This is a genomic window from Alcanivorax sp. (assembly GCF_019431375.1).
Lineage (GTDB): Bacteria > Pseudomonadota > Gammaproteobacteria > Pseudomonadales > Alcanivoracaceae > Alcanivorax > Alcanivorax jadensis_A.
The window spans coordinates 1677865-1700487 of sequence record NZ_CP080267.1; the positions used below are offsets into that span (position 1 = coordinate 1677865).

Genomic DNA, 22623 nt, shown 5'->3' on the forward strand with positions numbered 1-22623 from the left:
CGGCGCACGGTTATTCAGTCCCTCGCAACGAGTGCCACCACATATGAATTTGCATATCAGCGAATAAACCAGATCCCCCAATCACTTACAACGGCAATTCCCTATGTTCAACACTTCCTGTGAGCCCTATTGTTTGCTGAACTGTGGACATGATGCGTTTATTGGTGGGTGTCCTTGCAGTGGTGTTGTCGCTGCCGGTTCAGGCCGGGGCCGAGAACGATGATGTCACAGTGCTGGTGGTACGCCACCGGTGGCATACCGGTATTGCCTTTCCGGCGGATCGGCTCTCCCCTGCCCTGGGATTTCTTGAGCCGCACTTCAATGAGCCGCAGTTCTACGAATTCGGCTGGGGGGATGATGCCTTTTACCGGCAGGATGACAGCCTGTGGTTGCGGGTGCGGGCCATGTTGTGGCCCACCCGGTCCACCATGCATGTGGTGGGGCTGGAGCGACATCCGGAAATGCTGCCGCATACGGATTTGCAGGCACTGTGCCTGAGTGCCGAACAGCTTGCTCAGCTGCAGGAGAGCCTGGCCGGGTACTTCCAGCTGGATGATCGGGGGGACTTACCCGCCGGCGACCCGGGGCTGTACGGGGACAGCCGCTTCTTCCCTTCCAATGACACGTTCTGGTTCGGCAATACCTGCAATACCTGGACCGCCAGGCGCTTGCACGACGCGGGACTGCCGATACGCGTCTTTCTCACCCTCACTGCAGGTCAGGTGTTGGGCCAGCTGCGCGAGGGCGATCAGGCTGGCGCGTGTCCGTCTGTCGATTAAATTAAACAAAGTGGTTGAATATCCAGACAAGCACTCTTAAATTTAACCATATGGTTAAACATATTGATCAACATCTCGATGCGGTCTTTGCCGCCCTGGCTGACCCCACCCGCCGGGCCATGCTGCAGCAGCTGGAGCAAGGGCCCCGCAGCGTGGGGGAACTGGCTGAACCGTTTGCCATGTCCTTCGCTGGTGCCTCCAAGCATGTGAAGGTACTGGAAAAGGCCGGGCTGATTCACCGTGAGGTACAGGGCCGCATCCACCATTGCCGCCTGAATGCCGCCCCTATGGCCGAGGCAGACGCCTGGCTGAAACGCTACCGGGCCTTCTGGAACAGCAAGCTGGATGCCCTGGAGCAAGCCCTGAAAGACGGCGACTGATAGTCAGGCCGCATCCGCGACAAGGAGATTCGTCATGGAACCCGATGTGCAGTTTACCGACGCTACCACCCTGACGGTGGAGCGTACCCTGCCCGGCCCCATTGAGCGGGTATGGGCCTATCTTGTCGACCCGGACAAGCGCGCTCGCTGGCTGGGCGGCGGCGCCCTCGGGCAGTTTGTGGGCGGAGCGGTGGAGATTCATTTTCATAATCTGGACCTGTCAGAAGACAAGCAGCCGGCACCGGAGAAATACCAGCGCATCGAAAATCAGGCCACGCTCTCGGGCACCATCACCCGATTCGAACCTCCCTATCTGTTGGCGCACACCTGGGGCAAGAACGAAGGCGAGGTGACCTTTGAACTAAGCGAAGATGGCGACCTGGTACACCTGCTGCTTACCCATCGCCGACTGCCCACGGATATCGACACCCGCACCAGTGTGGCCAGTGGCTGGCATACGCATCTGGGCATACTGATCGAGGAACTGGGCAACAGAGCGCGTAGCGCCTTCTGGCCACGGCATACTGAACTGGAACGCCACTACCGCGAAGTATTGGCGAAATAGCGCCATCTTGCCGATGCATCGTCTCGCTTTCGGAACGGAGGAATCGTGAGCACACAACTAACGGTACAACTGATGTACCAGGGCCAGGCCAACCAGGCCCTGGCCTTGTACGCGGATGCCATTCCCGGCTTTACCCTGGTTCGCAAGGATCTCTTCGGGCCGGAAGGCCCTGGCAAGGAAGGCAGCGTTCAGGAAGCCGTGTTTGCCATAGGAAATACCACCGTGCACTGCATCGACAGCCCGGTGACCCATGGGTTTGATTTCACGCCATCCACGTCGCTGTGTTTGACCCTGGACGACAGGCCAACCGTAGAACGCGTCTTTGCCGCCCTGGCAAAAAAGGGCAAATCGCTCATGCCGCTGGACGACTATGGATTCAACCCCTGCTTTGGCTGGCTGCAGGATCGTTTTGGCGTGTCCTGGCAGATCTCGTTGAAGTCAGCGTAATCCGTTACGTCCGAATAACCGGTTTTACTTTGGGGCAGATTTCGCCATGCCCGCCAGGCTGCAACCACAATCAGGAGGTGGATTTATGGACCTGAAATTTCAGCCCGGCAAAAACATCGCCATGAAAGTGCCCGCCCACGAGCATCAAGACACAGTGCGCTTTTACAGGGATGTGCTTCGACTCAAGGAAATTTCCAGCGGCAATTCAGCTGATACGCCGAGATTCGAGTTTGGTGACAAGGTGCTCTGGCTGGACTACGAGCCCGGGATCAGCCAGGCCGAGATATGGCTGGAAATTGTCACCAACGATATTGGCCAGGCCTCGCAATATGTCAAGGCGCAAGGACTCCACCGCCGCGATGACATTGAACCCTTGCCGGCCGGTTTTCAGGCATTCTGGATCTCAAGCCCATCCAATATTATTCATCTGGTATCGGCACACTGAGGCACATAAAGCCCCGATGAGAAAGTAGCGCTTTCACGAGCACAAAAAAAGGCCGGCAAAAGCCGGCCCTAATACTAGGAAGGAGCAGGACGTTACAGTTTCACGCCCAGGTGGTCCAGCGTCTGCATGGTCAGCTGACCGGAAGCCAAATCATTGTCCTTCTGGTAAGCGACCACAGCTGCGCGGGTCTTGGAGCCGTAGACACCATCAATCCACACCGGATCATAGCCTTTCGCTTCCAGGGCTTTCTGGAGACGACGGACCACATCCTGGGTGGTGTTGGTTTCGCACAGGATTTCGCGCCATTCCATATCCGCATCGGTCACCTTGACCTGCTTGGGCACGTCCTTGTACACGGCAGGAATAACCGTCTTCTGCTCTTTCGGCGGCTCTACCTGTTTAACCACTTCAACGGTCTTGTACACCGCCGGAACAGTAATCGTTTCAGTCCGCGCGGGCTGATCAACCACTTTCTTGGTGACGGTCTTGTACACCGCGGGGATTTTTACTTCTTCGGTACGTTCAGGCTGTACCAGCTCTTTACGGCTAACGGTTTTATATTCCGCAGGCACTTCCACCAGACACATGATTTCACCAGTGGAATCATCGATTTTCTCGATGGGGCCACGGCCTTTCTTCCAGGTGGTGTAGGCAGGCTTGACCAACACCTGCTCGGTAACAGTCTTGTATTCGGCCGGTTTGGTGATCAGCTTGCTGGTGGCTTCTTTCACCAGCACTTTCTCTGTCACTGTCTTGTAGGTGGCCGGAATCACTTTCAGCTTGTCATAGGCTTCGCTGACGAGGACCTGCTCCTGCACGGTTTCATAACGAGCGGGAGTGGTGGTGATCCTGCTGTCTTCCTGAGACACCATGACACGCTGCATTTCGGTCTTGTAGGTTTCCGGAATGACAACCCGAGCATAACAATGGCCGGGCTTGGCATTGGGAGGAAGAAGTTGGTTACCGGTCTCGGAAGATGCCGGCGCTGGAGCGGGCTGCTGTTGGTTGGAGCTCAACGCAGCACGCAGCTGCTGATTTTCCTGTTCGAGTTGCTGCTGCTGACTTTGCAGCGACTGATATTCAGCACTTTCCTGAACGGTCTGGTTGCTGGCACAACCGGTGGCAAGAGCGGCAACAATGGCCGGTAACATGAGACGATTAAGTTTCATAGTCTGTTCCCTTTTACAGGCTTCCTTGATTTCATCAGGGACAAACAATGCTCAAATAAAATGACAGAAACAGTTACAAAGATGTAATTTTACAAAAAAACTTTCCGAAAATTATTTTTAGCAATCCCGTTTGTAAAATAGTAAGCAAAAAACTTTTTATTCATGAAAAACTTTTTGCTTACCAAAAGTATAAAAGCGCAAAAACAAAAGCACGTAGGTACCAATTACTTTTTCTCTTTGCCGTGCTCCAGAACATCTTTCACATAGGCGCGCTCTTCATTCAGATCATCACTGGCGCCCCGCACAACCGGCAGAACCTGATTTAGAATCACCGCCACCAGCCCGCACAGACTGATGCCCTGCAAGGTGAAATCACCATTGCCCATCACCATGCCACCGATACCGAAGATCAGAGTCACCGCCACAATCACCAGGTTGCGTTGGGCGTTGAGATCTACCCGTGCCTTGATCAGGGTGCTCATGCCGACACTGGCGATGGAGCCAAACATGAGAATCAGAATGCCGCCCATGACCGGGGTAGGAATGCTTTGCAGCAGCAAACCGAATTTACCGATAAACGCCAGGCTGATGGCAAATAACGCAGTCCATGTCATCACCACCGGATTGAACACTTTCGTCAGCATCACCGCCCCGGTGACTTCCGAGTAGGTGGTATTGGGCGGGCCACCGAACAGAGCGGCGGCCATGCTGGCGATACCATCGCCAGTGAGGGTGCGGTGCAGGCCGGGTTTGCGGATATAATCCTTGCCGGTGACGCTGCTGATCGCCAGTACGTCACCCACGTGTTCGATGGCCGGTGCCAGGGCCACCGGCACCATGAACAGGATCGCCTGCCACTGGAAGCTGGGCGCCACGAAGTCCGGCATGGCCAACCAGCCCGCCTGTTCTACCGCCGTGAAATCCACCATCCCCATCAGCAGGGCTACCAGGTAACCACTGACCACACCACAAAGAATCGGCAACAAGCGAAACAGACCGTGCCCCAACGTCGCCACCAGCATGGTGCCAAGCAGCGCCACCATGGAAACCAGCAACGCCTCACCATAGGGGAAAAGTCGCTCGGCGCCGTTGCCGGTCATGCCCATGGCAAAGTTCACCGCCGTGGGCGCCAAGCTTAACCCTATCACCATGATGATAGGGCCGGTGACCACCGGCGGCATCAGCCGGTGCAGAAATCCCGGACCATGCCATTTCACCAGCCCCCCCAGCACCACGTAGACCACCGCAGTACACAGCAGCGCACCCATGGTGGCAGAAACACCCCACTGTTCGACGCCGTGGGCAATGGGCGCCACAAATACAAAGGAGGACGCCAGGAACACCGGCACCGAGCGGCGGGTGATCCACTGGAACAACAGCGTGCCAAGGCCGGCGGTGAACAGGGCCACACTGGGGTCCAGCCCGGTGAGCAACGGCATCAGCACCATGGCACCGAAAGCCACGAACAGCATCTGCGCACCGATAAGGATGATTTTCCAGTTCCAGAATCCAGGCTGTTGCATACCAGGGGCTCCCTTTGGGTCCGTGCGTTGAATTCGGCGCCGCGAAATATTGTTGGAGCCTTGCTCACAAAGCGCAGGGTGACTGCAGCCAGCCTTCGCCTTTGAACCGGCTCCAAGGGCGGTTAGCGAGTACCGAAGATTTTATCCCCGGCGTCGCCCAGACCGGGGATGATATAGCCATCCTCATTGAGCCCCTGATCCACCGAGGCGGTGTAAATCGCCACATCCGGATGGGCTGCCCTTACCTTTTCAATGCCTTCTGGCGCCGCCACCAGCACCAGGGCACGGATCTGTTGGCAGCCCGCCTTTTTCAGCATGTCGATGCACGCTACCAGAGAGCCACCGGTCGCCAGCATGGGGTCCACCACTAGCGCCAGGCGTTTATCAATATCGTGGGCCAGCTTTTCAAAGTAGGCCACCGGCTCCAGGGTCTCCTCATTGCGGTACACTCCCACTACGCTGACCTTGGCGCTGGGAATCAGCTCCAGCACCCCATCGAGCATGCCGATGCCGGCACGCAGGATCGGCACCACCGTGACCTTCTTGCCCTTGATGCGCTGGGCCGGCGCCGGGCCCATCCAGGTGTCCACCTGATACTCTTCCAGCTCCAGATCGCTGGTGGCCTCATAGGTCAGCAGGCTGCCGACTTCCGCGGTGAGTTGCCGAAAGCTGCGGGTGCTCAGGTTCTGCTGGCGCAGCAGGCCCAGCTTGTGTTTGATCAGAGGGTGGGTGATTTCATGGACTGACATGGACACGCTCCTTGGGACCGGGTGGCGAAGTACAGATGGCCAGTATTGTGCCGCTTACACCGCAAAAGTCACTGCCGTGCACCTGTCACTGTTCTCCGGATCACAGCGGTGGTAGCGTCATAAAGTAAAAAGGAGATCCCGTGAGCAAAACCCTCGACGAGTTGTCAAAACAGGCGTTCGTGTATGAATGTGCCAGCCGCGCGCTGGCAGCCAGTTTTTCCAACCCCACTGCCAAACCCTCCATTGCCAGTATGGTGCGGGACGCGGAAAAGCTGTGGGAAGAGTTGCAGGAATGGCAAACCCGACAGGAGTCAGCGTCATGAAACGTATCAGTCTGGGTCTACTGGTGCTGCTAAGCATTCTCGCCGCCCCACTGTGGGCTGCTGACAGTATCAGCATCAACGAGCTCAAACAGGCCATGCAGGCCGACCGGGCCCCCATAATCATTGATGTCCGTGATGAGGATGAGTACCTGGCCGGCCACATTCCCGGCGCCATCATGGTGCCGGCCAAACAGATGGAGCAGCATCTGGACATGCTCAAGCAGTACCGCAAACAGGAAATCGTGCTGTACTGCGTGTCCGGTCGCCGCGCCAGCGCCGCTGCCACCGTGCTGGAGGATGCCGGTTTCAAGAAGGTACGGCTGCTGGAGGGCAACTATCCCGCCTGGAGCGAAGCCCAATAACCCGCTCACAACCGCCCGGGAGCCCAGCAGGGGCTCCCTAACTCATTGACCATAAAGCCATTATCCTTACTCCTTCGGCTACGACTTTCCGCCATTAGCCGGAACCGCCTTGCATTGCTATAATCCGCGCCCACCACCAACCCTGTTTGAGAAGGATAGATCATGGATTTTGCTAAGGTTCCCGCCGGGAAAGAGATTCCGGAAGACATCTACGTGGTCATCGAGATCCCGGCCAACGCTGACCCGATCAAGTACGAGATCGACAAAGACAGCAACGCCGTATTCGTCGACCGCTTCATGGCAACCCCCATGTTCTACCCGGCCAACTACGGCTACATCCCCAACACCCTGTCCGAAGACGGCGACCCGCTGGACGTGCTGGTTGTAACCCCTTACCCGGTGGTTCCCGGCTCCGTGATCCGCTGCCGTCCGGTCGGCATCCTGAACATGACCGACGAAGCCGGTAAAGATGCCAAGTTGGTGGCAGTACCGCACACCAAGCTGACCAAGATCTACGACAACGTAAAAGACATCAACGATCTGCCCGAGCTGCTGCTGGCCCAGATCAAGCACTTCTTCGAGCACTACAAAGAGCTGGAAGCCGGCAAGTGGGTGAAGGTAGATAGCTGGGACGGCGCTGAAGCCGCCAAAGCCGAGATCCTGAAGTCCGTAGAAGCCTACGAGAAAGCGTAAGGCGAGCTGCAAGCCACAAGCTTCAAGTTGCAACGCGAGATAGTGTCGCGGTAAGCAGCAAGTAAAAAGGCCGCGCCCCTATCACAGGGCGCGGCCTTTTCTTTTTCAGGTGCCTTGATCTCCCTGGCAGGCTCCGTGCGCGGGCACGGCATAGCTTTCCCCACCAGGCCTTCCCGCGGCTTCTAGCTTGTAGCTCGCAGCTAGGAGCTAGGAGCTAGGAGCTAAGATTCTGCCCTTATCTCTGCTCCCGATAGGCCCGTGGCGTTGCCCCACTCCAACGCTTGAACGCCTTGGAGAAGTTGGCCACATCGTTATACCCCAGCGCATAGGCCACCTCGCTGATACTGTTATCCGGCTGCGCCAGCAAACGCTGAGCCTGACGATAACGCTCCTCATCCTGAAGCTGACGATAACTGAGACCGGACTGTTGCAGGTGACGCTTGAGGGTCCGTGGTGACACCGACAGTTTTTCTGCCATGGCCTCCAGCGACGGCAGCGGCGCGGGGCGATCCTGCAGGGCACCGCGGATTCGCTCAGCCATGACCCCGTCTTCCTCGGTACGCCACTGCCGGAACTCCAGCTCGCATTGCTCCCGGGCCAGGGCTGCCACTTGCGGGTCAGCCAGACGCGGCCGAGCCGCCAGAGCCGACTGGGGAAAGACCAGGGCATCCTCATCCTGATCAAACAGCACCGGCACGCCCACTTCCTGTTTAAGGGTCGACAGATAGGCAGGCGCTGGTCCCCGGCGGCGAATCTCCAGGCCCTGCGGGGGCGCATCCAGCAACTGCTCGATCATGAATACCAGTCCTACCAGCATGGCTTCGACAACAAAATCATGGGCCACGCCCAGGTTTGCCGTGCTGCGGAGCTGGAGATGGGCAAGCTCTCCCTGGCGGGTCTGGTCAATGACCAGAAACGGGGCCCGCAGCCCCAGAAACCGGCACGCTGCATCCAGCGCATCCTGGGCGCTGGCGCTGGACAGGGCCAGCAGCCCCACAGGCCCGTGCAGGGTGATGCTCATGGCACGGGCATAGCGAAATCCCAGCCCCTGCTCCCCGACCATGGCCACCCCCCGCTCGGCCACGGTCTGGGCCAGGGACATGGATACCCGCCGGTCCGGGGCCAGCAACTCGTCGCGGCTCACCCCCAGCCCCGCCAGCAGGGACGGGGCATCCAGCTCCATGCCCGCCAGCACGTCATAGAGCAATACCACATAAATACCCGGTATCCCGGCATTTCCCCAGGGACGGCCCGAACTCACCATTTGTTGGCCCTCCACGACAAGACCTTGACTGCAAGACCTCGCATAGTAGATGTCATTGAGTGATGTCAGCAATGACATCTTGAGGAGACACCAATGAAGCTACGACTGATGAAAAAAAGGAAAACCCCGGCCATCAGCATTACTCCCCGCCGCATGAGGTTCACCTTCGAGGGCCTGGAAGAGCAGCCCTACTGGTTCGACAACGACCCGGTGCTCACCCATGTGCTGAACGTGATGTCGCTGACCTTCCCGGATGGCGAGCGTTTCTTCGTGGATTCCGTGCGCGCCCTGCGCGACCAGGCAAAAGGCCCGAACCGGCAGAAAGATATTTCCGGTTTTATCGGTCAGGAAGCCATGCACTCGCTGGAACATCAGGCCTTCAATGATCTGTTTGCCGAAGGCCAGTACGACGATATCGTTGATCACGCCCTGGCGGTGACCCGCAAGCTGCTGGCCGGCGCCCGCAAGTACATGAGCCAGCAGCAACAACTGGCGGCCACCGCCGGGCTGGAACACATCACCGCGATTCTTGCCGACGCCATCCTGCGCCGCCCGGACCTGGTGGAAAAAATGCACCCGTCGGTACGCAACCTGTGGGTCTGGCATGCCATCGAGGAAACCGAACACAAGGCGGTGGCCTACGATCTGTACAAGGACGTGAGCGACAACTACCTGGAACGTCAGCGCACCTTCCTGTCTGGCTCGGCCTACCTGGTGGGCTTCACCTCCTATTTCACCTGGCAGATGCTCAAACGCGACGGCATCCACCGCCAGCCGCTGACCCTGGCCAAAGGCCTGTGGAAGGGCTTCGGTTACCGCGGCGTCATCAGCAGCGTCATCCCCGCCTGGTTCAGCTACCTGAAACCCGGCTTCCACCCCTGGGAAGACGATAACAGCGCCCTGATCGAAAAATGGCGGGCCAGCCTGCCGCAGGTGAAGGAAAAGGATGCGGCGTGATTTAGTGAATAGTTAACAGTGAATAGTTAACAGCGATGCGCCCAATCTTTGTTTTGCCGTAAACGCAAGAGGCCGCGCCCAGAGCTTGGGCGCGGCCTCTTTGCTTCGAATAACAGCCAACGCTTTGCGCGCAGCTGTTAACTGTTAACTGCCGTTCTCACCCTTCCTGAAGCAACTTCCTCAGATCCACCAGCGCCGCATTGGCACGGGATACATAGTTGGCCATCACCAGGGAATGGTTGGCCAGCATGCCGAAACCATCGCCATTGAGAATCAACGGGCTCCAGAGGGTTTCCTGGGTGGCTTCCAGTTCACGGACCATCTGGCGGAAGCTGACAGTGGCGTTCTTTTTGCGCAGCACTTCAGCGAAATCCACCTCAGCGGCACGCATCAGTTGCGTCAATGCCCAGGTGGCTCCTCGAGCTTCGTAAAACGCATCGTCGATCTTCAACCAGGGCGTTTTCACGAAGTCTTCCTCATTGCCAGGCTTGGCAACAGACTCGGCACTGCCCACATCCATGTTCAGCTCACTGCGCCCGACACTCTGACTGAGTTTCAGGCTCAGAGAACCCAGCCGGCTCTGAACTTCGTTGAGCCAGTAGTTGAGATTATCGGCCCGGGAATAAAACTTGCCGTCACCTTCGTCGGCATCGGTGAGACGATCCAGGTAACGCTCCAGCGCCTTGATACCCCGGCGGTATTCGCTTTCCGTTGCGGGCATGGCCCAGCTTTGCGCGTCGAAGTTGAACTGGGGCTCGGCGATGGCCAGATCCCGGTCCTCCTGACTCTGGGACTGGGAACGGCTCATGTCACGACGCAGCACCCGGGTGAAATCACGAACCTGCACCAGCACACCGTATTCCCAGGATGGCATGTTATCCATCCACAGACGGTGGGGGAGGATGTCATTACTGAGATAGCCCCCCGGTTTGGATAGCAAGGTGTCCGCAACGAATATCAGCTCACGGGCGATGGTTTCCCCGGCAACCGCATTGTCGCGCTTGGGCAATTCACGCAGATCCGGCTCCTGGCTCCAGTACCAGCTGAGCAGAACATCCACGAGCAACAACAACCCGAGCAGCCAGAGCACACCCTTCCAGATCCTGTTATTGCGAGGGTCGAGCACGGCATCGCCCATTTTTTCTGTGAATTTTTCGTTACTCATGATCACTCCCAAGATCCATCTGCGAATAACTATACAATAGGCCGACGGTGAAAACCCAAATCCCCTGCACCCGGCCAGAAATATGCACCGCCCGGGTCGACACCCTTTGCCTTCTGCACGCCCACTGGCGAGAATAGCGGCCCGACGCCACTGCACTGCCGGACTTTGCGGGTTGCCGCCAATGAAACTTCCCGCCCTTTTGCGCATCGAAGCAGTGGCCATCACAGGAGACAGGCATGCGATCAGCTTGGCAACCGCTACTTTTCATTATTGCGCTTTTCCCGGTGTGGGCGGGTGCCAGTGATCTGTTCGGGGACGACCCGCTACCTACCGTGGACGAAGCCATCCAACTTGTCACGGATGCGGACTGGGACAACCAGCAGTTGCTGCTGGATTTCGAGCTGATCGACGACGTTTACCTGTACCAGCACCGTTTCGGTTTCAGCCTGCGTGACCAGAACGGCAATGTATTGGAGGATTTCGCCGACTATGCCCTGCCCCCCGGCAAGGACAAGACCGACGAAATTTTCGGGGATGTGAAGGTCTACTATGACCGGCTTTCCCTGGCCCTGCCGGTAACCAGCGTACCGCTGGTGGCCACCGAGCTGGAAGTACGCTACCAGGGCTGCATCGAGGATACCCTGTGCTACCCACCCACCAAAAAGGTCATCCCCCTGGCCAATCCGGCACCGGCAAAAAAGTCCCCGGCCGCGACCGCGGCCCCCTCCAGTGAGTCCGCCAGCACCCGCAACGATGACGACAGTTTTCTCGGCACCCTGCAATCCGAAGACGCCAATGCCTTTAACCGGTGGATGAACGACCGCTCCCTGGGCCTGGTCATCGGCCTGTTTTTCGTGGGCGGGCTGCTGCTGGCATTCACACCCTGTGTGTTCCCCATGGTGCCGATCCTGTCCGGGATCATTGCCGGTGAGAAGGAACCCAGTGCCAGCCGCGGCTTTGTGCTGAGCACCAGCTATGTACTCGGTATGGCGGTGCCCTACACCCTGGCGGGGCTGCTGGTTGCGGTATTTGGCGCCGGGCTGAACCTGCAGGTCCTACTGCAACAACCGGCGGCCATCATTACCTCCACCGTGATCTTCGTGCTGCTGGCGCTGTCCATGTTCGGCCTCTATGAGCTGCAACTGCCCGCCTTTCTGCGTAACAGGTTGCACCAGCCCGGCGAGGCCAAACGCGGCAGTCTGGTCGGTGCCGCCATCATGGGCACCATCTCTGCTCTTGTGGTCTCTCCCTGTGTGACACCGATTCTGGCCGGGGCACTGATCTATGTGGCCGCCAGCGGCGACGCCCTCACCGGGGGGGCCTCCCTGTTCGCCCTGTCCATGGGCATGGGTGTACCGCTGATCATGTTTGGTACCGGTGGCGGCAGCCTGCTACCCCGGGCCGGCATGTGGATGGAAGAGATCAAACGCTTTTTCGGTGTGGTCATGCTGGGGGTGGCCATCTGGCTGCTGGACCGCATCATCAGCGGCACCATTACCCTGGGCCTTTACGGTCTGCTGCTGGCGGTCTACGGCGTGCAGCTTGGCGCCCTGGAAGCCGCCGGCGAAGGGATTGCCCGACTCAAGCGCGGCATCGCCCTGGTGCTGGCTCTTTATGGCTCGGTAATGATCGTCGGAGCACTCAGTGGTGGCGACGACCCGCTGCAACCCCTGGCGCCGATGACACAATCGGCGCCGGTCACAGACACCGCCAGCGCCCCGGCCGATCACGGTCCCTGGCAGACTATCCTTGGCCGCGACAATCTTAATGCCGCCCTGGCCGATTCCCGCCGGGCCGGCAAACCGGTGCTGGTGGATTTCTTTGCCGAGTGGTGCGTGGCCTGCAAGGTATTGGAAGAAACCACCCTCAGCGACCCGCAGGTACTGGCCGCCATGGAAGGCTTCGACCTCTACCGGGTGGATATCACCGAGATCAATGCGGACAGCCAGGCGATCATGGAGCAGTACAACATCCTCGGCCTGCCGGCACTGGTGTTCTTCACCCCGGCAGGCCCGGAACTGCCGGAATCCCGGGTGCTGGGCGAAATGAAACCGGAACGGTTTCTGGAGCACCTGGACAAACGGGTCATGCCGGGGCTTTGATGCCCCGCCACGACTCCATGCCCTTGCCGTTGCCGTTGCCGTTGCCGTTGCCGTAGGAGCGTCGCTGGCGGCGCGATAGCTGGCCACGATCAAAAGCACTTTCACCACAGAGGACACAGAGATCACTGAGAAAACCTGTTTTACCTCTGTGTGCTCTGTGCCCTCTGTGGTAGACGCCTTTTCCTTCGACGTTTGATGATCGCGCCGCCAGCGACGCTCCTACGGAAAGCGATGGAGCCCCACCCAAACAAAAACCGTGAAACAGTACCGATTGCACGGCATCTTCCGGCAACTTGTAACGAATGTTGTAAAACCCTTTTTTCTGTCATGATTTCCCCCTAGTATTGCACAAGTGCCAGAAACGCCGGGATAACCGGGGTATTTCCTGCACGTTCACGGTAGATAACGACAAATTCCCCAGGGGGGACCTGTTTTGGCTTCCATACTGGTCTTACATGGCCCAAACCTGAACCTGCTCGGCACCCGCGAGCCGGACAAGTACGGCCATACCACCCTGGCCGATATCAATCAGCAATTGCAGGCCCAGGCCGGCGATGCGGGCCACCACCTGCAGCATCTGCAAAGCAACGCGGAATACGAGCTGGTTGAACGGATCCACGATGCCCGCACCGAAGGCATCGACTTCATCATCATCAATCCGGCGGCATTCACTCATACCAGCGTGGCCCTGCGTGACGCCCTGCTGGCGGTGGACATCCCCTTTATCGAGGTGCACCTGTCCAACGTGCATGCCCGGGAAAGCTTCCGCCATCACTCTTATTTTTCCGATATTGCCCGGGGCGTTATCTGCGGGCTTGGCGCTACCGGCTACCAGCTGGCGCTGACCGCCGCCCTTGAACAACTGGATGGTTAATACATGGATATTCGCAAGGTCAAAAAACTGATTGAGCTGCTGGAAGAGTCCGGCATTGAAGAGCTGGAGATCTGTGAAGGAGAAGAGTCCGTGCGCATCAGCCGCGGCTCCCGTCACCCGGCAGCGCCAGCACACTACTATGCCGCCCCGCAGGCCACTGCGCCCGCACCCGCCCAGGCACCGGCTGCTACCGCCGAAGCCCCGGCCCCGGCCGACAATACGCCCAGTGGCCATCTGGTGCGCTCCCCCATGGTTGGCACCTTCTATCGTTCCCCGTCACCGGGCGCGTCTTCCTTTGTGGAAGTGGGCAAGAAAGTCCAGGCCGGCGACGTGCTGTGCATCGTTGAAGCCATGAAGATGATGAACCAGATCGAAGCGGACAAGTCCGGCACCATTGATGCCATCCTTGTGGAAGACGGCGAACCGGTTGAGTTCGATCAGCCTCTGTTCTCCATCGTTTAACGGAGGCATCTCATGCTGGAAAAGGTTGTCATTGCCAACCGCGGCGAAATCGCCCTGCGCATCCTGCGCGCCTGCAAGGAGCTGGGCATTCGCACCGTGGCGGTTTATTCCAAGGCGGACCGGGATCTGATGCACGTGCGGCTGGCCGACGAGGCGGTCTGCATCGGCCCGGCCTCCTCCACCGAGTCCTACCTGAACATCCCGGCGATCATCAGTGCCGCAGAAGTGACCGACGCGGACGCCATTCACCCAGGTTACGGTTTTCTCGCAGAAAATGCGGACTTTGCCGAAAGCGTGGAACGCTCCGGCTTCACCTTTATCGGCCCCAAGGCGGAGACCATCCGCTTGATGGGCAACAAGGTGGCCGCCATTGAAGCCATGAAGAAAGCCGGTGTTCCCACCGTGCCCGGCTCCGACGGCCCCCTGGGTGACGATGGCGATGCCTCCCTGGCCATGGCCGAAAAGATCGGCTACCCGGTGATCATCAAGGCCGCCGCCGGCGGCGGTGGCCGCGGCATGCGCGTGGTGGAAGACGCCAAGCACCTGCTCAACGCCATCACCCTGACTCGCTCCGAAGCCAAGAACGCCTTCGGCGACGCCACCGTCTACATGGAAAAGTTCCTGCAGAAGCCCCGTCACGTGGAAGTGCAGGTACTGGCAGACGGCGCCGGGCATGCCATCCACCTGGGCGACCGGGACTGTTCCCTGCAACGTCGTCACCAGAAAGTGGTGGAAGAGGCACCGGCGCCGGGCATCCCCCAGCACCTGAAAGACGAAGTGGCCGAGCGCTGCGTCAATGCCTGCAAGGAAATCAATTACCGGGGTGCTGGCACCTTCGAGTTCCTCTACGAAAATGAAGGCTTCTACTTCATTGAAATGAACACCCGCGTGCAGGTGGAACACCCGGTCACTGAAATGATCACTGGTGTCGACATCGTCAAGGAACAACTGCGTATTGCCAGCGACGAAGGCCTGCAGCTGCAGCAATCCGACATCACCTTCCAGGGCCATGCCATCGAGGTTCGCGTTAACGCGGAAGACCCGGTGCGCTTCACCCCCTGCCCCGGCAAGATCACCTACTTCCACGCCCCCGGCGGCAACGGTGTGCGGGTGGATTCCCATATCTACAGCGGCTACACCGTGCCCCCCTACTATGACTCCCTGATCGGCAAGCTGATCACCTGGGGCGAAAACCGCGAGATCGCCTTTGCGCGCATGAAGAATGCGCTGGACGAAATCGTGGTGGAAGGCATCAAGACCAATGTGGAACTGCACCGCAACAAGATCTTCAAGGACAAGGCCTTCATTGCCGGCGGGGTGGATATTCACCACCTGGAGAAAAAACTGGGAAGCAGTGAATAGTTAACAATGAACAGTGAATAGCTCGCGTTCACCGTTAGCTGTTATATTACCCCCTGAGGCCGCGCCCATACCCTGTGCGCGGCCTCATGCGTTCTGAATAACAACCGCATCTCTCGCGCAACTATTCACTGTTAACTGTTCACTATTAACTAGAGCGAAGCGACAACATGGCCTGGCTCCAGCTACATCTTGCGACCACAGAAGCCCACGCCGATGCCTTTCAGTCCGCACTGGAAGACATGGGCGCCTGCGCGGTTACGCTTACCGACGGCGCTGATCAGCCGGTCTTCGAGCCGCCTCCCGGTGCCAGGCCCCTGTGGCAGAACACCGTAGTCAGCGCCCTGTTCGATGCAGACCGTGACCCGGCCTTGATCCTCGCCGCCCTGCAGCAGCAGGGCCTGGACGCCCAGGCGCACCACCACGAGATGCTGGATGATCAGGTATGGGAACGGGCCTGGATGGATGACTTTGCTCCCATGCGCTTCGGTGAACGGCTGTGGATCGTCCCCAGCTGGAGTGAGTCGCCGGACCCGCAAGCGGTGAATCTGAAACTGGATCCGGGGTTGGCCTTCGGTACCGGCACCCACGAAACCACGGCCCTGTGCCTGGAATGGCTGGACCGGGCAGACCTGCGGGGCAAGGCAGTGCTGGATTTCGGCTGCGGCTCCGGGGTGCTGGCTATCGCTGCCCTGTTGCTGGGCGCCGGCAATGCCACCGGTACCGACATCGACCCGCAGGCACTCACCGCCAGCGAAGATAATGCCCGCAATAACGGCGTCGCCGACGGACTCAGCCTCTACCTGCCGGAGAATCTGCCCGCCGACTACCGCTGTGACGTACTGGTGGCCAACATCCTGGCCGGCCCGCTGGTGGAACTAGCCGGCCAACTGGCCGGCTATTGTCGCCCGGGCGGCACCCTCGCCCTGTCCGGCATTCTTGCCGAACAGGCGGAATCGGTGCGGGCCGCCTACACCCCCTGGTTCGACCTGAATCCCACCACCCAACAGGGTGACTGGGTCCGAATCGACGGGGTACGACGTAAAACTGAGTGACAGGTCCTTGCGGCCTGTCCCGCTTTTTCTGTAAAACATACCTGACTCATCTGCACGCGTTATCTGGATTTCGGGGCTGCGTGCAGCGTGTTGCGTCTCATCACCAATAACAATCAGGCGAAAGCCATGGCCGCCCAATACAAAACCCGCTGCCCCCACTGTGCAGCCCAGTTCAAGATTACCGAAGAACACCTGAAGCAGGCCCGCGGCGCGGTTCGTTGTGGCTCCTGTCTGCAGATTTTTCAAGCCAGTGACTACCTGATTGATCCGCCCGCCGCCAGGGATGAGCCCACCGGTGATCGCTGGGCGGGGGCACTGGAAAACGAAACCGCCACTGCAGTGCCGGACAGCGATGGGCAAACCTTCGATGATGACGATGACAATGCAGACTCCGGCCCCAGCATCGAGGGCATGGAACTGAGCGATTCCTTCATCAATCTGGATGAAGATGCCCCTGACTCCGGGCTCGGCGAAGACTTTTCCGACATGCAGGGAGCCGGTCGGGCCAGTCACAATGAAAATGCCGACGAGGCATGGGCAGAAGCTCTGCTCAAGGAACTGGAAGACGACGAAGACCAGCCACCGAAGCAGCAAGCCCGCCAACCCGCCAGCTTTGGCCCTCGGGAGAGCCAGGCAGACAAGCCCAAACCGATATCACCTCAGGCCCCAAAGAGACCCGCACCCAAGCCGCCCCAGGATGACGATGATGACCTGTTCGGCGGACTGGACCTGTTCGGTGACGACCTGACTGAAGAGCCAGTACCGCTGTCTCGCCCGGTACGCGAAAGGGACGCTCCGTTCCGCCCACAACGCGACTGGTCCGGCCTGTTCAAATGGAGCGCCCTGTCCATGCTTGCCCTGGTGATACTGGTGGGGCAATACGCTTACTTCAACTTCGACGATCTTGCCCGCAGCCCGCAATGGCGGCCGCTCTACCAACAGGCCTGCGGAGTGCTTGGCTGTCGGCTGCCCAACCGCACCGACATCAGCAAACTGCGCGGCGCCAACCTGGTGGTGCGCAGCCATCCGGATTACGCCAACGCCCTGATCGTGGATGCCATCCTGTTCAATGAAGCTCGCTATCCCCAGCCGTTCCCGGAACTGGAGCTGAGTTTCAGCGCCCTCAACGGCGATCCGGTGGCCAGCCGCCGCTTCAGCCCGGCAGAATACCTGCGTGGCGACCTGACCGATATGGAGGCCATGCCGGTGAATACTCCCTTGCATGTCTCTCTGGAAATCGTCGATCCGGGCGAACAGGCGGTGAATTACAACCTGCGCCTACTCCCCGCAATGGACACCCGGGAGCAGGTAAGTCAGCGGTAGGCGCCTGACGCCGATCCATGTCGGCGAACCCTGCAAACGCTGAGGGAGCGAGGTGGGCGCATCGCCCACCATCAACCGTCTCTGGTGTCATCCGGCACCGGGCGTCCGAAATCGCGCATTTTTTACCCTGCGCCCTTTCATCCCCACGCCCCGCTCACTATCATTAGCGCCCCTTTGACACATGCCATACCGACCCTATGCAGATCGGCCCATACACCTTGCCCAATTCGCTGATTCTGGCCCCCATGGCCGGCGTCACGGATCGCCCTTTCCGGCGTCTATGCCGGGACCTGGGGGCAGGTTTGCTGGTGTCGGAAATGGTGACCTCGGACACCCGTCTGTGGAACTCTCGAAAGTCACGCCAACGGCTTGATCACAGTGGCGAGCCGGGCCCGGTGTCGGTGCAGATTGCCGGCGGCGAGCCAGCCATGCTGGCCGAAGCGGCCCGCGCCAATGTGGATCACGGCGCCCAGATCATTGATATCAATATGGGCTGCCCGGCAAAAAAAGTGTGCAAACGCGCCGCTGGCTCCGCTCTGCTGGCCGACCCGGACCTGGTGGCCCGCATCCTGGATGCGGTTGTCGCCGCCGTGGATGTACCGGTGACCCTGAAAATCCGCACCGGCCCGGATCGCGACCACCGCAATGCGGTGGAGATCGCACGGATCGCCGAAGCGGCAGGCATCCAGGCGCTGGCCATCCATGGCCGCACCCGTGCGGACAAGTTCAACGGCGACGCGGAGTACGACTCCATTGCCCGGGTGGTGGCCGCAGTGAATATTCCGGTTATGGCTAACGGTGACGTGGATAGCCCGGAAAAAGCTAAACGGGTACTGGAATCCACCGGCGCGGGTGGTATCATGATCGGCCGCGCTGCACAGGGGAACCCGTGGATCTTCCGGGACACCCTGCATTACCTCGAGCACGGCTCGCTAGCCGCAGCGCCGTTAGTAACGGAAGTCCACGATTGCGTGCAACAGCACCTCGCCGAACTCCACCAGTTCTATGGAGAGTTCATGGGAGTGCGTATCGCGCGCAAGCATCTGGGCTGGTACACGCAAAACCTGCCCGGTGGGGAAGACTTCCGGCGCGGATTTAACACACTGGAAAATGCCACCGATCAACGGTTGGCAATCGAGCAGTTTTTCCAACAGATAAACGCCACTACCGACCGGGTACGCTTCGGTCGTTATGGCGAGGTGTCTGCCCGGAAGAAAAACGGAGCCTTGGCCGCATGACCCTTTCTTCAGTTAACACAGCCGCTGCACGGACACTTACTGAAATGAACACCGCTGAAGCACGAAAGCCGCATCTGACCATTGCGCGCAGTGAGACTCACGACACCCTGCGCAATTGTGTGCGACGTTCGTTAAACGATTATTTCAACCAGCTGGACGGCGAGCCGGTGAGCGAGCTTTACCAGATGGTATTGGCGGAAATGGAAATTCCGCTGCTTGAGAAAGTCCTTGAGTACACCCGCGGCAACCAGACCAAGGCCGCCGAGCTGCTGGGCCTGAACCGCGGCACCCTGCGCAAGAAGCTCAAGCAGTACGGTCTGCTGTAAGCACGACCATGATCATCAAGGGCAGTCCTTACTGCCCTTTTTTTGTTTTTAAATGAACCACTTATTCCAGAACGCAACTTGGTGAAACCCCATGAGCAACGCGGTTGAACGTGCACTGATCAGTGTTTCCGACAAGACAGGTATCGTCGAATTTGCAAAGGCCCTGGCCGAGCAAGGCGTGGAGATCCTCTCCACCGGCGGCACCTACAAGAAGCTGCAGGACGAAGGCATCGCCGTGCGCGAAGTCTCCGACTACACCGGTTTCCCGGAAATGATGGCCGGCCGGGTGAAGACCCTGCACCCGAAAGTGCACGGCGGCATTCTTGGCCGTCGCGGCCAGGATGAACAGGTAATGGCCGACAATGGCATCAGCCGCATTGATCTGGTGGTAGTCAACCTGTATCCCTTCGAGGCCACCGTGGCCAACCCGGACTGCTCCCTGGAAGACGCCATCGAGAACATCGATATCGGCGGCCCCACCATGGTGCGCTCCGCCGCCAAGAACAACGCCAGTGTCGGCATTGTCACCGCCGCTGCGGACTACCAGCGCGTGCTGGACGACATGGCCGCCAACAACGGCGCCCTGTCCGACACCCTGCGTTTCGATCTGGCCATCAAGGCGTTCGAACATACCGCCGCCTACGACAGCGCCATTGCCAACTACTTCGGCAAGAAGGTCGGGGAAAATAATGACGACTTCCCGCGCACCATCAACCTGAATTTCGAAAAGACCCAGAACATGCGCTACGGCGAGAACCCGCACCAGAAAGCGGCCTTCTACACCGAGCGCAACCCGGCGCCGGCCTCCATCGCCACCGCCAAGCAGCTGCAGGGCAAGGAACTGAGCTACAACAACATCGCCGACACCGACGCGGCGCTGGAATGTGTGAAGTCTTTCACCAAGCCTGCCTGCGTGATCGTCAAACACGCCAACCCCTGTGGCGTGGCCGTGAGCCTGGATGGCATCGGCAAGGCCTATGACCTGGCCTTCGAAACCGACACCGAATCCGCCTTCGGCGGCATCATTGCCTTCAACCGCGAGCTGGACGCAGCCACCGCCCAGGCGATTGTCGATCGTCAGTTCGTGGAAGTGATCATCGCGCCATCCGCCACCGATGAGGCCCTGGCCATCACCGCTGCCAAGAAAAACGTACGGGTACTGGTGTGTGGCGAGATTGACGGCCCAGCGACTGAAGGCCTGGACTACAAGCGCGTCAACGGTGGCCTGCTGGTACAAGACCGTGACATCGGCATGATCACCGAAGGTGAATTGAAAGTGGTCACCAAGCGTGCCCCCACCGAAGCCGAGATGCACGACCTGATCTTCGCGTGGAAAGTGGCCAAGTTCGTCAAGTCCAACGCCATTGTCTACGCCAAGAACCGCCAGACCGTGGGCGTGGGCGCCGGCCAGATGAGCCGCGTCAACTCCGCCCGCATCGCCGCCATCAAGGCCGAGCATGCCGGCCTGCAGGTGGAAGGTTCCGTCATGGCCTCCGACGCCTTCTTCCCGTTCCGCGACGGCATCGACAACGCCGCCAAGGTGGGCATCAGCTGCGTGATCCAGCCCGGCGGCTCGATCCGCGACGAGGAAGTGATCGCCGCCGCCGACGAAGCCGGCATGGCCATGGTCTTCACCGGCATGCGCCATTTCCGTCACTAACAGCATCTCTCTGTAGGAGCGGCGCTCGAGCCGCGAAGCTGCTTGCGACAACGATTCGCGGCTCAAGCGCCACTCCTACGGCGAACCTGAAAGGGTTGAGGTAGACATGAAAGTTCTGATCATTGGCGGCGGTGGCCGCGAGCATGCGCTGGCCTGGAAAGTGGCCCAGGCGGAACAGGTAGAGACAGTGTTCGTGGCCCCCGGCAATGCCGGCACCGCCCGGGAAGCCAAGGTGGAAAACGTGGCCATCGACGTGCTGGATCAGCCTGCCCTGCTGGCCTTTGCCAAGGACAACAGCATCGACCTGACCATCGTCGGCCCGGAAGCCCCGCTGGTGGAAGGGCTGGTCGACAATTTTCAGGAAAACGGCCTGAAGTGCTTCGGCCCCAGCAAAGCTGCCGCCCAGCTGGAAGGCTCCAAGGCCTTCACCAAGGACTTCCTGGCCCGCCATAACATCCCCACCGCCGCCTACGGCAACTTTACTGACATGGATGAAGCACTGGCCTATGTCCGTGAACAGGGTGCCCCCATTGTCATCAAGGCCGATGGCCTAGCGGCAGGCAAAGGGGTGATTGTGGCCATGACCCTACAGGAAGCCGAAGATGCCGTGCGCGATATGCTGGACGGCAACAAGTTCGGCGACGCCGGCCACCGTGTGGTGGTGGAAGAATTCCTGGAAGGCGAAGAAGCCAGCTTCATCGTCATGGTGGACGGCAAGAACGTGCTGCCCATGGCCACCAGCCAGGACCACAAGCGCGTTGGCGACGGCGACACCGGCCCCAACACCGGCGGCATGGGCGCCTACTCCCCCGCTCCTGTTGTTACCAATGCGGTCTACCAGCGCATCATGGACGAAGTTATCACCCCCACCGTGGAAGGCATGGCGTCTGAAGGCATGCCCTACACCGGCTTCCTGTACGCCGGCTTGATGATCAGCCCGGAAGGCGCGCCCAAGGTGATCGAGTACAACTGCCGCTTCGGCGACCCGGAAACCCAGCCGATCATGATGCGTCTGCAGTCTGATCTGGCCGGCCTGTGCCTGGCCGCCCTGGACGGCAAGCTGGACCAGACGGAGATCCACTGGGACCCGCGCCCCACCCTGGGCGTGGTGATAGCCGCTGGCGGCTACCCGGACAGCTACGAAAAGGGCGATGTCATCGAAGGGCTGGACCAGGCGGATTCCGATACCGTGAAGGTATTCCATGCTGGTACCGCCGAGAAAGACGGCCAGGTAGTCACCAGTGGCGGCCGCGTTCTCTGTGTCACCGGGGTCGGCAACACCGTCAGCGAGGCCCAGACCAACGCCTATGTGGGTGTGAAACGGATCACATGGCGCGGTGCCTATCACCGCACCGACATCGGTTATCGTGCAGTGGCCCGCGAAAAGTCATAAAGTAGTAGCA

Annotated in this window: 24 protein-coding genes; 19 read left to right on the forward strand and 5 right to left on the reverse strand. The window is 59.5% G+C overall.

Going from position 1 to position 22623, the window contains the following annotated elements; translation table 11 throughout:
* Positions 1–149 precede the first annotated feature (149 nt).
* From KZ772_RS07760 to KZ772_RS07780, 5 genes are all read left to right on the forward strand, one after another.
* Positions 150–779, forward strand: coding sequence for a DUF2459 domain-containing protein (locus tag KZ772_RS07760; protein ID WP_290539226.1), 630 nt, complete (start codon positions 150–152; stop codon positions 777–779).
* A gap of 50 nt (positions 780–829) precedes the next feature.
* Positions 830–1159, forward strand: coding sequence for a metalloregulator ArsR/SmtB family transcription factor (locus KZ772_RS07765; protein ID WP_290539227.1), 330 nt, complete (start codon positions 830–832; stop codon positions 1157–1159).
* A 34-nt stretch (positions 1160–1193) separates the two neighbouring features.
* Complete coding sequence (locus KZ772_RS07770; RefSeq protein WP_290539228.1) at positions 1194–1724, forward strand: SRPBCC family protein; 531 nt, start codon at positions 1194–1196, stop codon at positions 1722–1724.
* Between the two features lie 45 nt (positions 1725–1769).
* Positions 1770–2171 carry a VOC family protein gene (locus KZ772_RS07775; protein WP_290539229.1) on the forward strand — a complete coding sequence of 134 codons (402 nt, stop codon included), beginning with the start codon at positions 1770–1772 and terminating at the stop codon, positions 2169–2171.
* 85 nt (positions 2172–2256) lie between these two features.
* Positions 2257–2616, forward strand: coding sequence for a hypothetical protein (locus KZ772_RS07780; protein ID WP_290539230.1), 360 nt, complete (start codon positions 2257–2259; stop codon positions 2614–2616).
* A gap of 92 nt (positions 2617–2708) precedes the next feature.
* Here KZ772_RS07780 and KZ772_RS07785 read toward each other — a convergent pair whose 3' ends face one another.
* From KZ772_RS07785 to upp, 3 genes are all read right to left on the reverse strand, one after another.
* Entirely contained in the window at positions 2709–3785 is a 1077-nt protein-coding gene (locus KZ772_RS07785; protein WP_290539231.1) for a peptidoglycan-binding domain-containing protein, read from the reverse strand.
* A gap of 224 nt (positions 3786–4009) precedes the next feature.
* A complete protein-coding gene (locus KZ772_RS07790; protein ID WP_290539232.1) occupies positions 4010–5308 on the reverse strand; it encodes a uracil-xanthine permease family protein in 1299 nt (432 codons plus the stop codon).
* Positions 5309–5430: 122 nt separating this feature from the next.
* Complete coding sequence (gene upp, locus KZ772_RS07795) at positions 5431–6057, reverse strand: uracil phosphoribosyltransferase (protein ID WP_290539233.1); 627 nt, start codon at positions 6055–6057, stop codon at positions 5431–5433.
* A gap of 140 nt (positions 6058–6197) precedes the next feature.
* Here upp and KZ772_RS07800 point away from each other — a divergent pair, with 140 nt between their 5' ends.
* The 3 genes from KZ772_RS07800 (at position 6198) to ppa (ending at position 7435) form a co-directional block, all read left to right on the forward strand.
* The gene (locus tag KZ772_RS07800) at positions 6198–6380 is read left to right on the forward strand and encodes a hypothetical protein (RefSeq protein WP_290539234.1); all 183 of its coding nucleotides are present in this window, start codon (positions 6198–6200) and stop codon (positions 6378–6380) included.
* Positions 6377–6742 carry a rhodanese-like domain-containing protein gene (locus KZ772_RS07805; RefSeq protein ID WP_290539235.1) on the forward strand — a complete coding sequence of 122 codons (366 nt, stop codon included), beginning with the start codon at positions 6377–6379 and terminating at the stop codon, positions 6740–6742. Before KZ772_RS07800 ends, KZ772_RS07805 begins: the two co-directional genes overlap by 4 nt.
* Before the next feature lie 162 nt (positions 6743–6904).
* A complete protein-coding gene (gene ppa / locus KZ772_RS07810) occupies positions 6905–7435 on the forward strand; it encodes an inorganic diphosphatase (RefSeq protein ID WP_290539236.1) in 531 nt (176 codons plus the stop codon).
* Between the two features lie 235 nt (positions 7436–7670).
* Here ppa and KZ772_RS07815 read toward each other — a convergent pair whose 3' ends face one another.
* Positions 7671–8699: an AraC family transcriptional regulator gene (locus KZ772_RS07815; protein ID WP_290539237.1), complete on the reverse strand. Its 1029-nt coding sequence runs from the start codon at positions 8697–8699 to the stop codon at positions 7671–7673.
* Between the two features lie 93 nt (positions 8700–8792).
* Here KZ772_RS07815 and KZ772_RS07820 point away from each other — a divergent pair, with 93 nt between their 5' ends.
* Positions 8793–9656, forward strand: coding sequence for a metal-dependent hydrolase (locus KZ772_RS07820; RefSeq protein ID WP_290539238.1), 864 nt, complete (start codon positions 8793–8795; stop codon positions 9654–9656).
* Positions 9657–9813: 157 nt separating this feature from the next.
* On the opposite strand, the gene KZ772_RS07825 is transcribed toward KZ772_RS07820, so the two are convergent.
* A complete protein-coding gene (locus KZ772_RS07825) occupies positions 9814–10821 on the reverse strand; it encodes a DUF2333 family protein (protein WP_290539239.1) in 1008 nt (335 codons plus the stop codon).
* Between the two features lie 236 nt (positions 10822–11057).
* On the opposite strand from KZ772_RS07825, the gene dsbD reads away from it, so the two are divergent.
* From dsbD to purD, 10 genes are all read left to right on the forward strand, one after another.
* Entirely contained in the window at positions 11058–12923 is a 1866-nt protein-coding gene (gene dsbD, locus KZ772_RS07830) for a protein-disulfide reductase DsbD (protein WP_290539240.1), read from the forward strand.
* Positions 12924–13356: 433 nt separating this feature from the next.
* Entirely contained in the window at positions 13357–13797 is a 441-nt protein-coding gene (gene aroQ, locus KZ772_RS07835) for a type II 3-dehydroquinate dehydratase (protein ID WP_290539241.1), read from the forward strand.
* A 3-nt stretch (positions 13798–13800) separates the two neighbouring features.
* Positions 13801–14259 carry an acetyl-CoA carboxylase biotin carboxyl carrier protein gene (gene accB / locus KZ772_RS07840; RefSeq protein WP_290539242.1) on the forward strand — a complete coding sequence of 153 codons (459 nt, stop codon included), beginning with the start codon at positions 13801–13803 and terminating at the stop codon, positions 14257–14259.
* A gap of 12 nt (positions 14260–14271) precedes the next feature.
* Positions 14272–15621, forward strand: coding sequence for an acetyl-CoA carboxylase biotin carboxylase subunit (gene accC / locus KZ772_RS07845; protein ID WP_290539243.1), 1350 nt, complete (start codon positions 14272–14274; stop codon positions 15619–15621).
* Positions 15622–15788: 167 nt separating this feature from the next.
* Positions 15789–16673: a 50S ribosomal protein L11 methyltransferase gene (gene prmA / locus KZ772_RS07850; protein WP_290539244.1), complete on the forward strand. Its 885-nt coding sequence runs from the start codon at positions 15789–15791 to the stop codon at positions 16671–16673.
* Between the two features lie 126 nt (positions 16674–16799).
* Positions 16800–17996, forward strand: a complete 1197-nt coding sequence (locus KZ772_RS07855; protein ID WP_290539245.1) for a zinc-ribbon and DUF3426 domain-containing protein — start codon at positions 16800–16802, stop codon at positions 17994–17996.
* A gap of 197 nt (positions 17997–18193) precedes the next feature.
* Positions 18194–19234 (forward strand): tRNA dihydrouridine synthase DusB, encoded by a 1041-nt coding sequence (gene dusB / locus KZ772_RS07860; protein WP_290539246.1) that lies wholly within the window; start codon positions 18194–18196, stop codon positions 19232–19234.
* Between the two features lie 44 nt (positions 19235–19278).
* Entirely contained in the window at positions 19279–19560 is a 282-nt protein-coding gene (gene fis, locus KZ772_RS07865) for a DNA-binding transcriptional regulator Fis (protein WP_062815927.1), read from the forward strand.
* A gap of 91 nt (positions 19561–19651) precedes the next feature.
* Positions 19652–21220: a bifunctional phosphoribosylaminoimidazolecarboxamide formyltransferase/IMP cyclohydrolase gene (gene purH / locus KZ772_RS07870; RefSeq protein WP_290509330.1), complete on the forward strand. Its 1569-nt coding sequence runs from the start codon at positions 19652–19654 to the stop codon at positions 21218–21220.
* A gap of 106 nt (positions 21221–21326) precedes the next feature.
* A complete protein-coding gene (gene purD, locus KZ772_RS07875) occupies positions 21327–22613 on the forward strand; it encodes a phosphoribosylamine--glycine ligase (RefSeq protein ID WP_290539247.1) in 1287 nt (428 codons plus the stop codon).
* The last annotated feature ends 10 nt before the right edge of the window (positions 22614–22623 follow it).

Bases quoted from the DNA above. Each gene is read 5' to 3' on its own strand.
- KZ772_RS07760 (WP_290539226.1), top strand. From the start codon at position 150: ATGATGCGTTTATTGGTGGGTGTCCTTGCAGTGGTGTTGTCGCTGCCG.
- KZ772_RS07765 (WP_290539227.1), top strand. From the start codon at position 830: ATGGTTAAACATATTGATCAACATCTCGATGCGGTCTTTGCCGCCCTG.
- KZ772_RS07770 (WP_290539228.1), top strand. From the start codon at position 1,194: ATGGAACCCGATGTGCAGTTTACCGACGCTACCACCCTGACGGTGGAG.
- KZ772_RS07780 (WP_290539230.1), top strand. From the start codon at position 2,257: ATGGACCTGAAATTTCAGCCCGGCAAAAACATCGCCATGAAAGTGCCC.
- KZ772_RS07785 (WP_290539231.1), bottom strand. From the start codon at position 3,785: ATGAAACTTAATCGTCTCATGTTACCGGCCATTGTTGCCGCTCTTGCC.
- KZ772_RS07790 (WP_290539232.1), bottom strand. From the start codon at position 5,308: ATGCAACAGCCTGGATTCTGGAACTGGAAAATCATCCTTATCGGTGCG.
- upp (WP_290539233.1), bottom strand. From the start codon at position 6,057: ATGTCAGTCCATGAAATCACCCACCCTCTGATCAAACACAAGCTGGGC.
- KZ772_RS07805 (WP_290539235.1), top strand. From the start codon at position 6,377: ATGAAACGTATCAGTCTGGGTCTACTGGTGCTGCTAAGCATTCTCGCC.
- ppa (WP_290539236.1), top strand. From the start codon at position 6,905: ATGGATTTTGCTAAGGTTCCCGCCGGGAAAGAGATTCCGGAAGACATC.
- KZ772_RS07815 (WP_290539237.1), bottom strand. From the start codon at position 8,699: ATGGTGAGTTCGGGCCGTCCCTGGGGAAATGCCGGGATACCGGGTATT.
- KZ772_RS07820 (WP_290539238.1), top strand. From the start codon at position 8,793: ATGAAGCTACGACTGATGAAAAAAAGGAAAACCCCGGCCATCAGCATT.
- KZ772_RS07825 (WP_290539239.1), bottom strand. From the start codon at position 10,821: ATGAGTAACGAAAAATTCACAGAAAAAATGGGCGATGCCGTGCTCGAC.
- dsbD (WP_290539240.1), top strand. From the start codon at position 11,058: ATGCGATCAGCTTGGCAACCGCTACTTTTCATTATTGCGCTTTTCCCG.
- accB (WP_290539242.1), top strand. From the start codon at position 13,801: ATGGATATTCGCAAGGTCAAAAAACTGATTGAGCTGCTGGAAGAGTCC.
- accC (WP_290539243.1), top strand. From the start codon at position 14,272: ATGCTGGAAAAGGTTGTCATTGCCAACCGCGGCGAAATCGCCCTGCGC.
- prmA (WP_290539244.1), top strand. From the start codon at position 15,789: ATGGCCTGGCTCCAGCTACATCTTGCGACCACAGAAGCCCACGCCGAT.
- KZ772_RS07855 (WP_290539245.1), top strand. From the start codon at position 16,800: ATGGCCGCCCAATACAAAACCCGCTGCCCCCACTGTGCAGCCCAGTTC.
- dusB (WP_290539246.1), top strand. From the start codon at position 18,194: ATGCAGATCGGCCCATACACCTTGCCCAATTCGCTGATTCTGGCCCCC.
- fis (WP_062815927.1), top strand. From the start codon at position 19,279: ATGAACACCGCTGAAGCACGAAAGCCGCATCTGACCATTGCGCGCAGT.
- purH (WP_290509330.1), top strand. From the start codon at position 19,652: ATGAGCAACGCGGTTGAACGTGCACTGATCAGTGTTTCCGACAAGACA.
- purD (WP_290539247.1), top strand. From the start codon at position 21,327: ATGAAAGTTCTGATCATTGGCGGCGGTGGCCGCGAGCATGCGCTGGCC.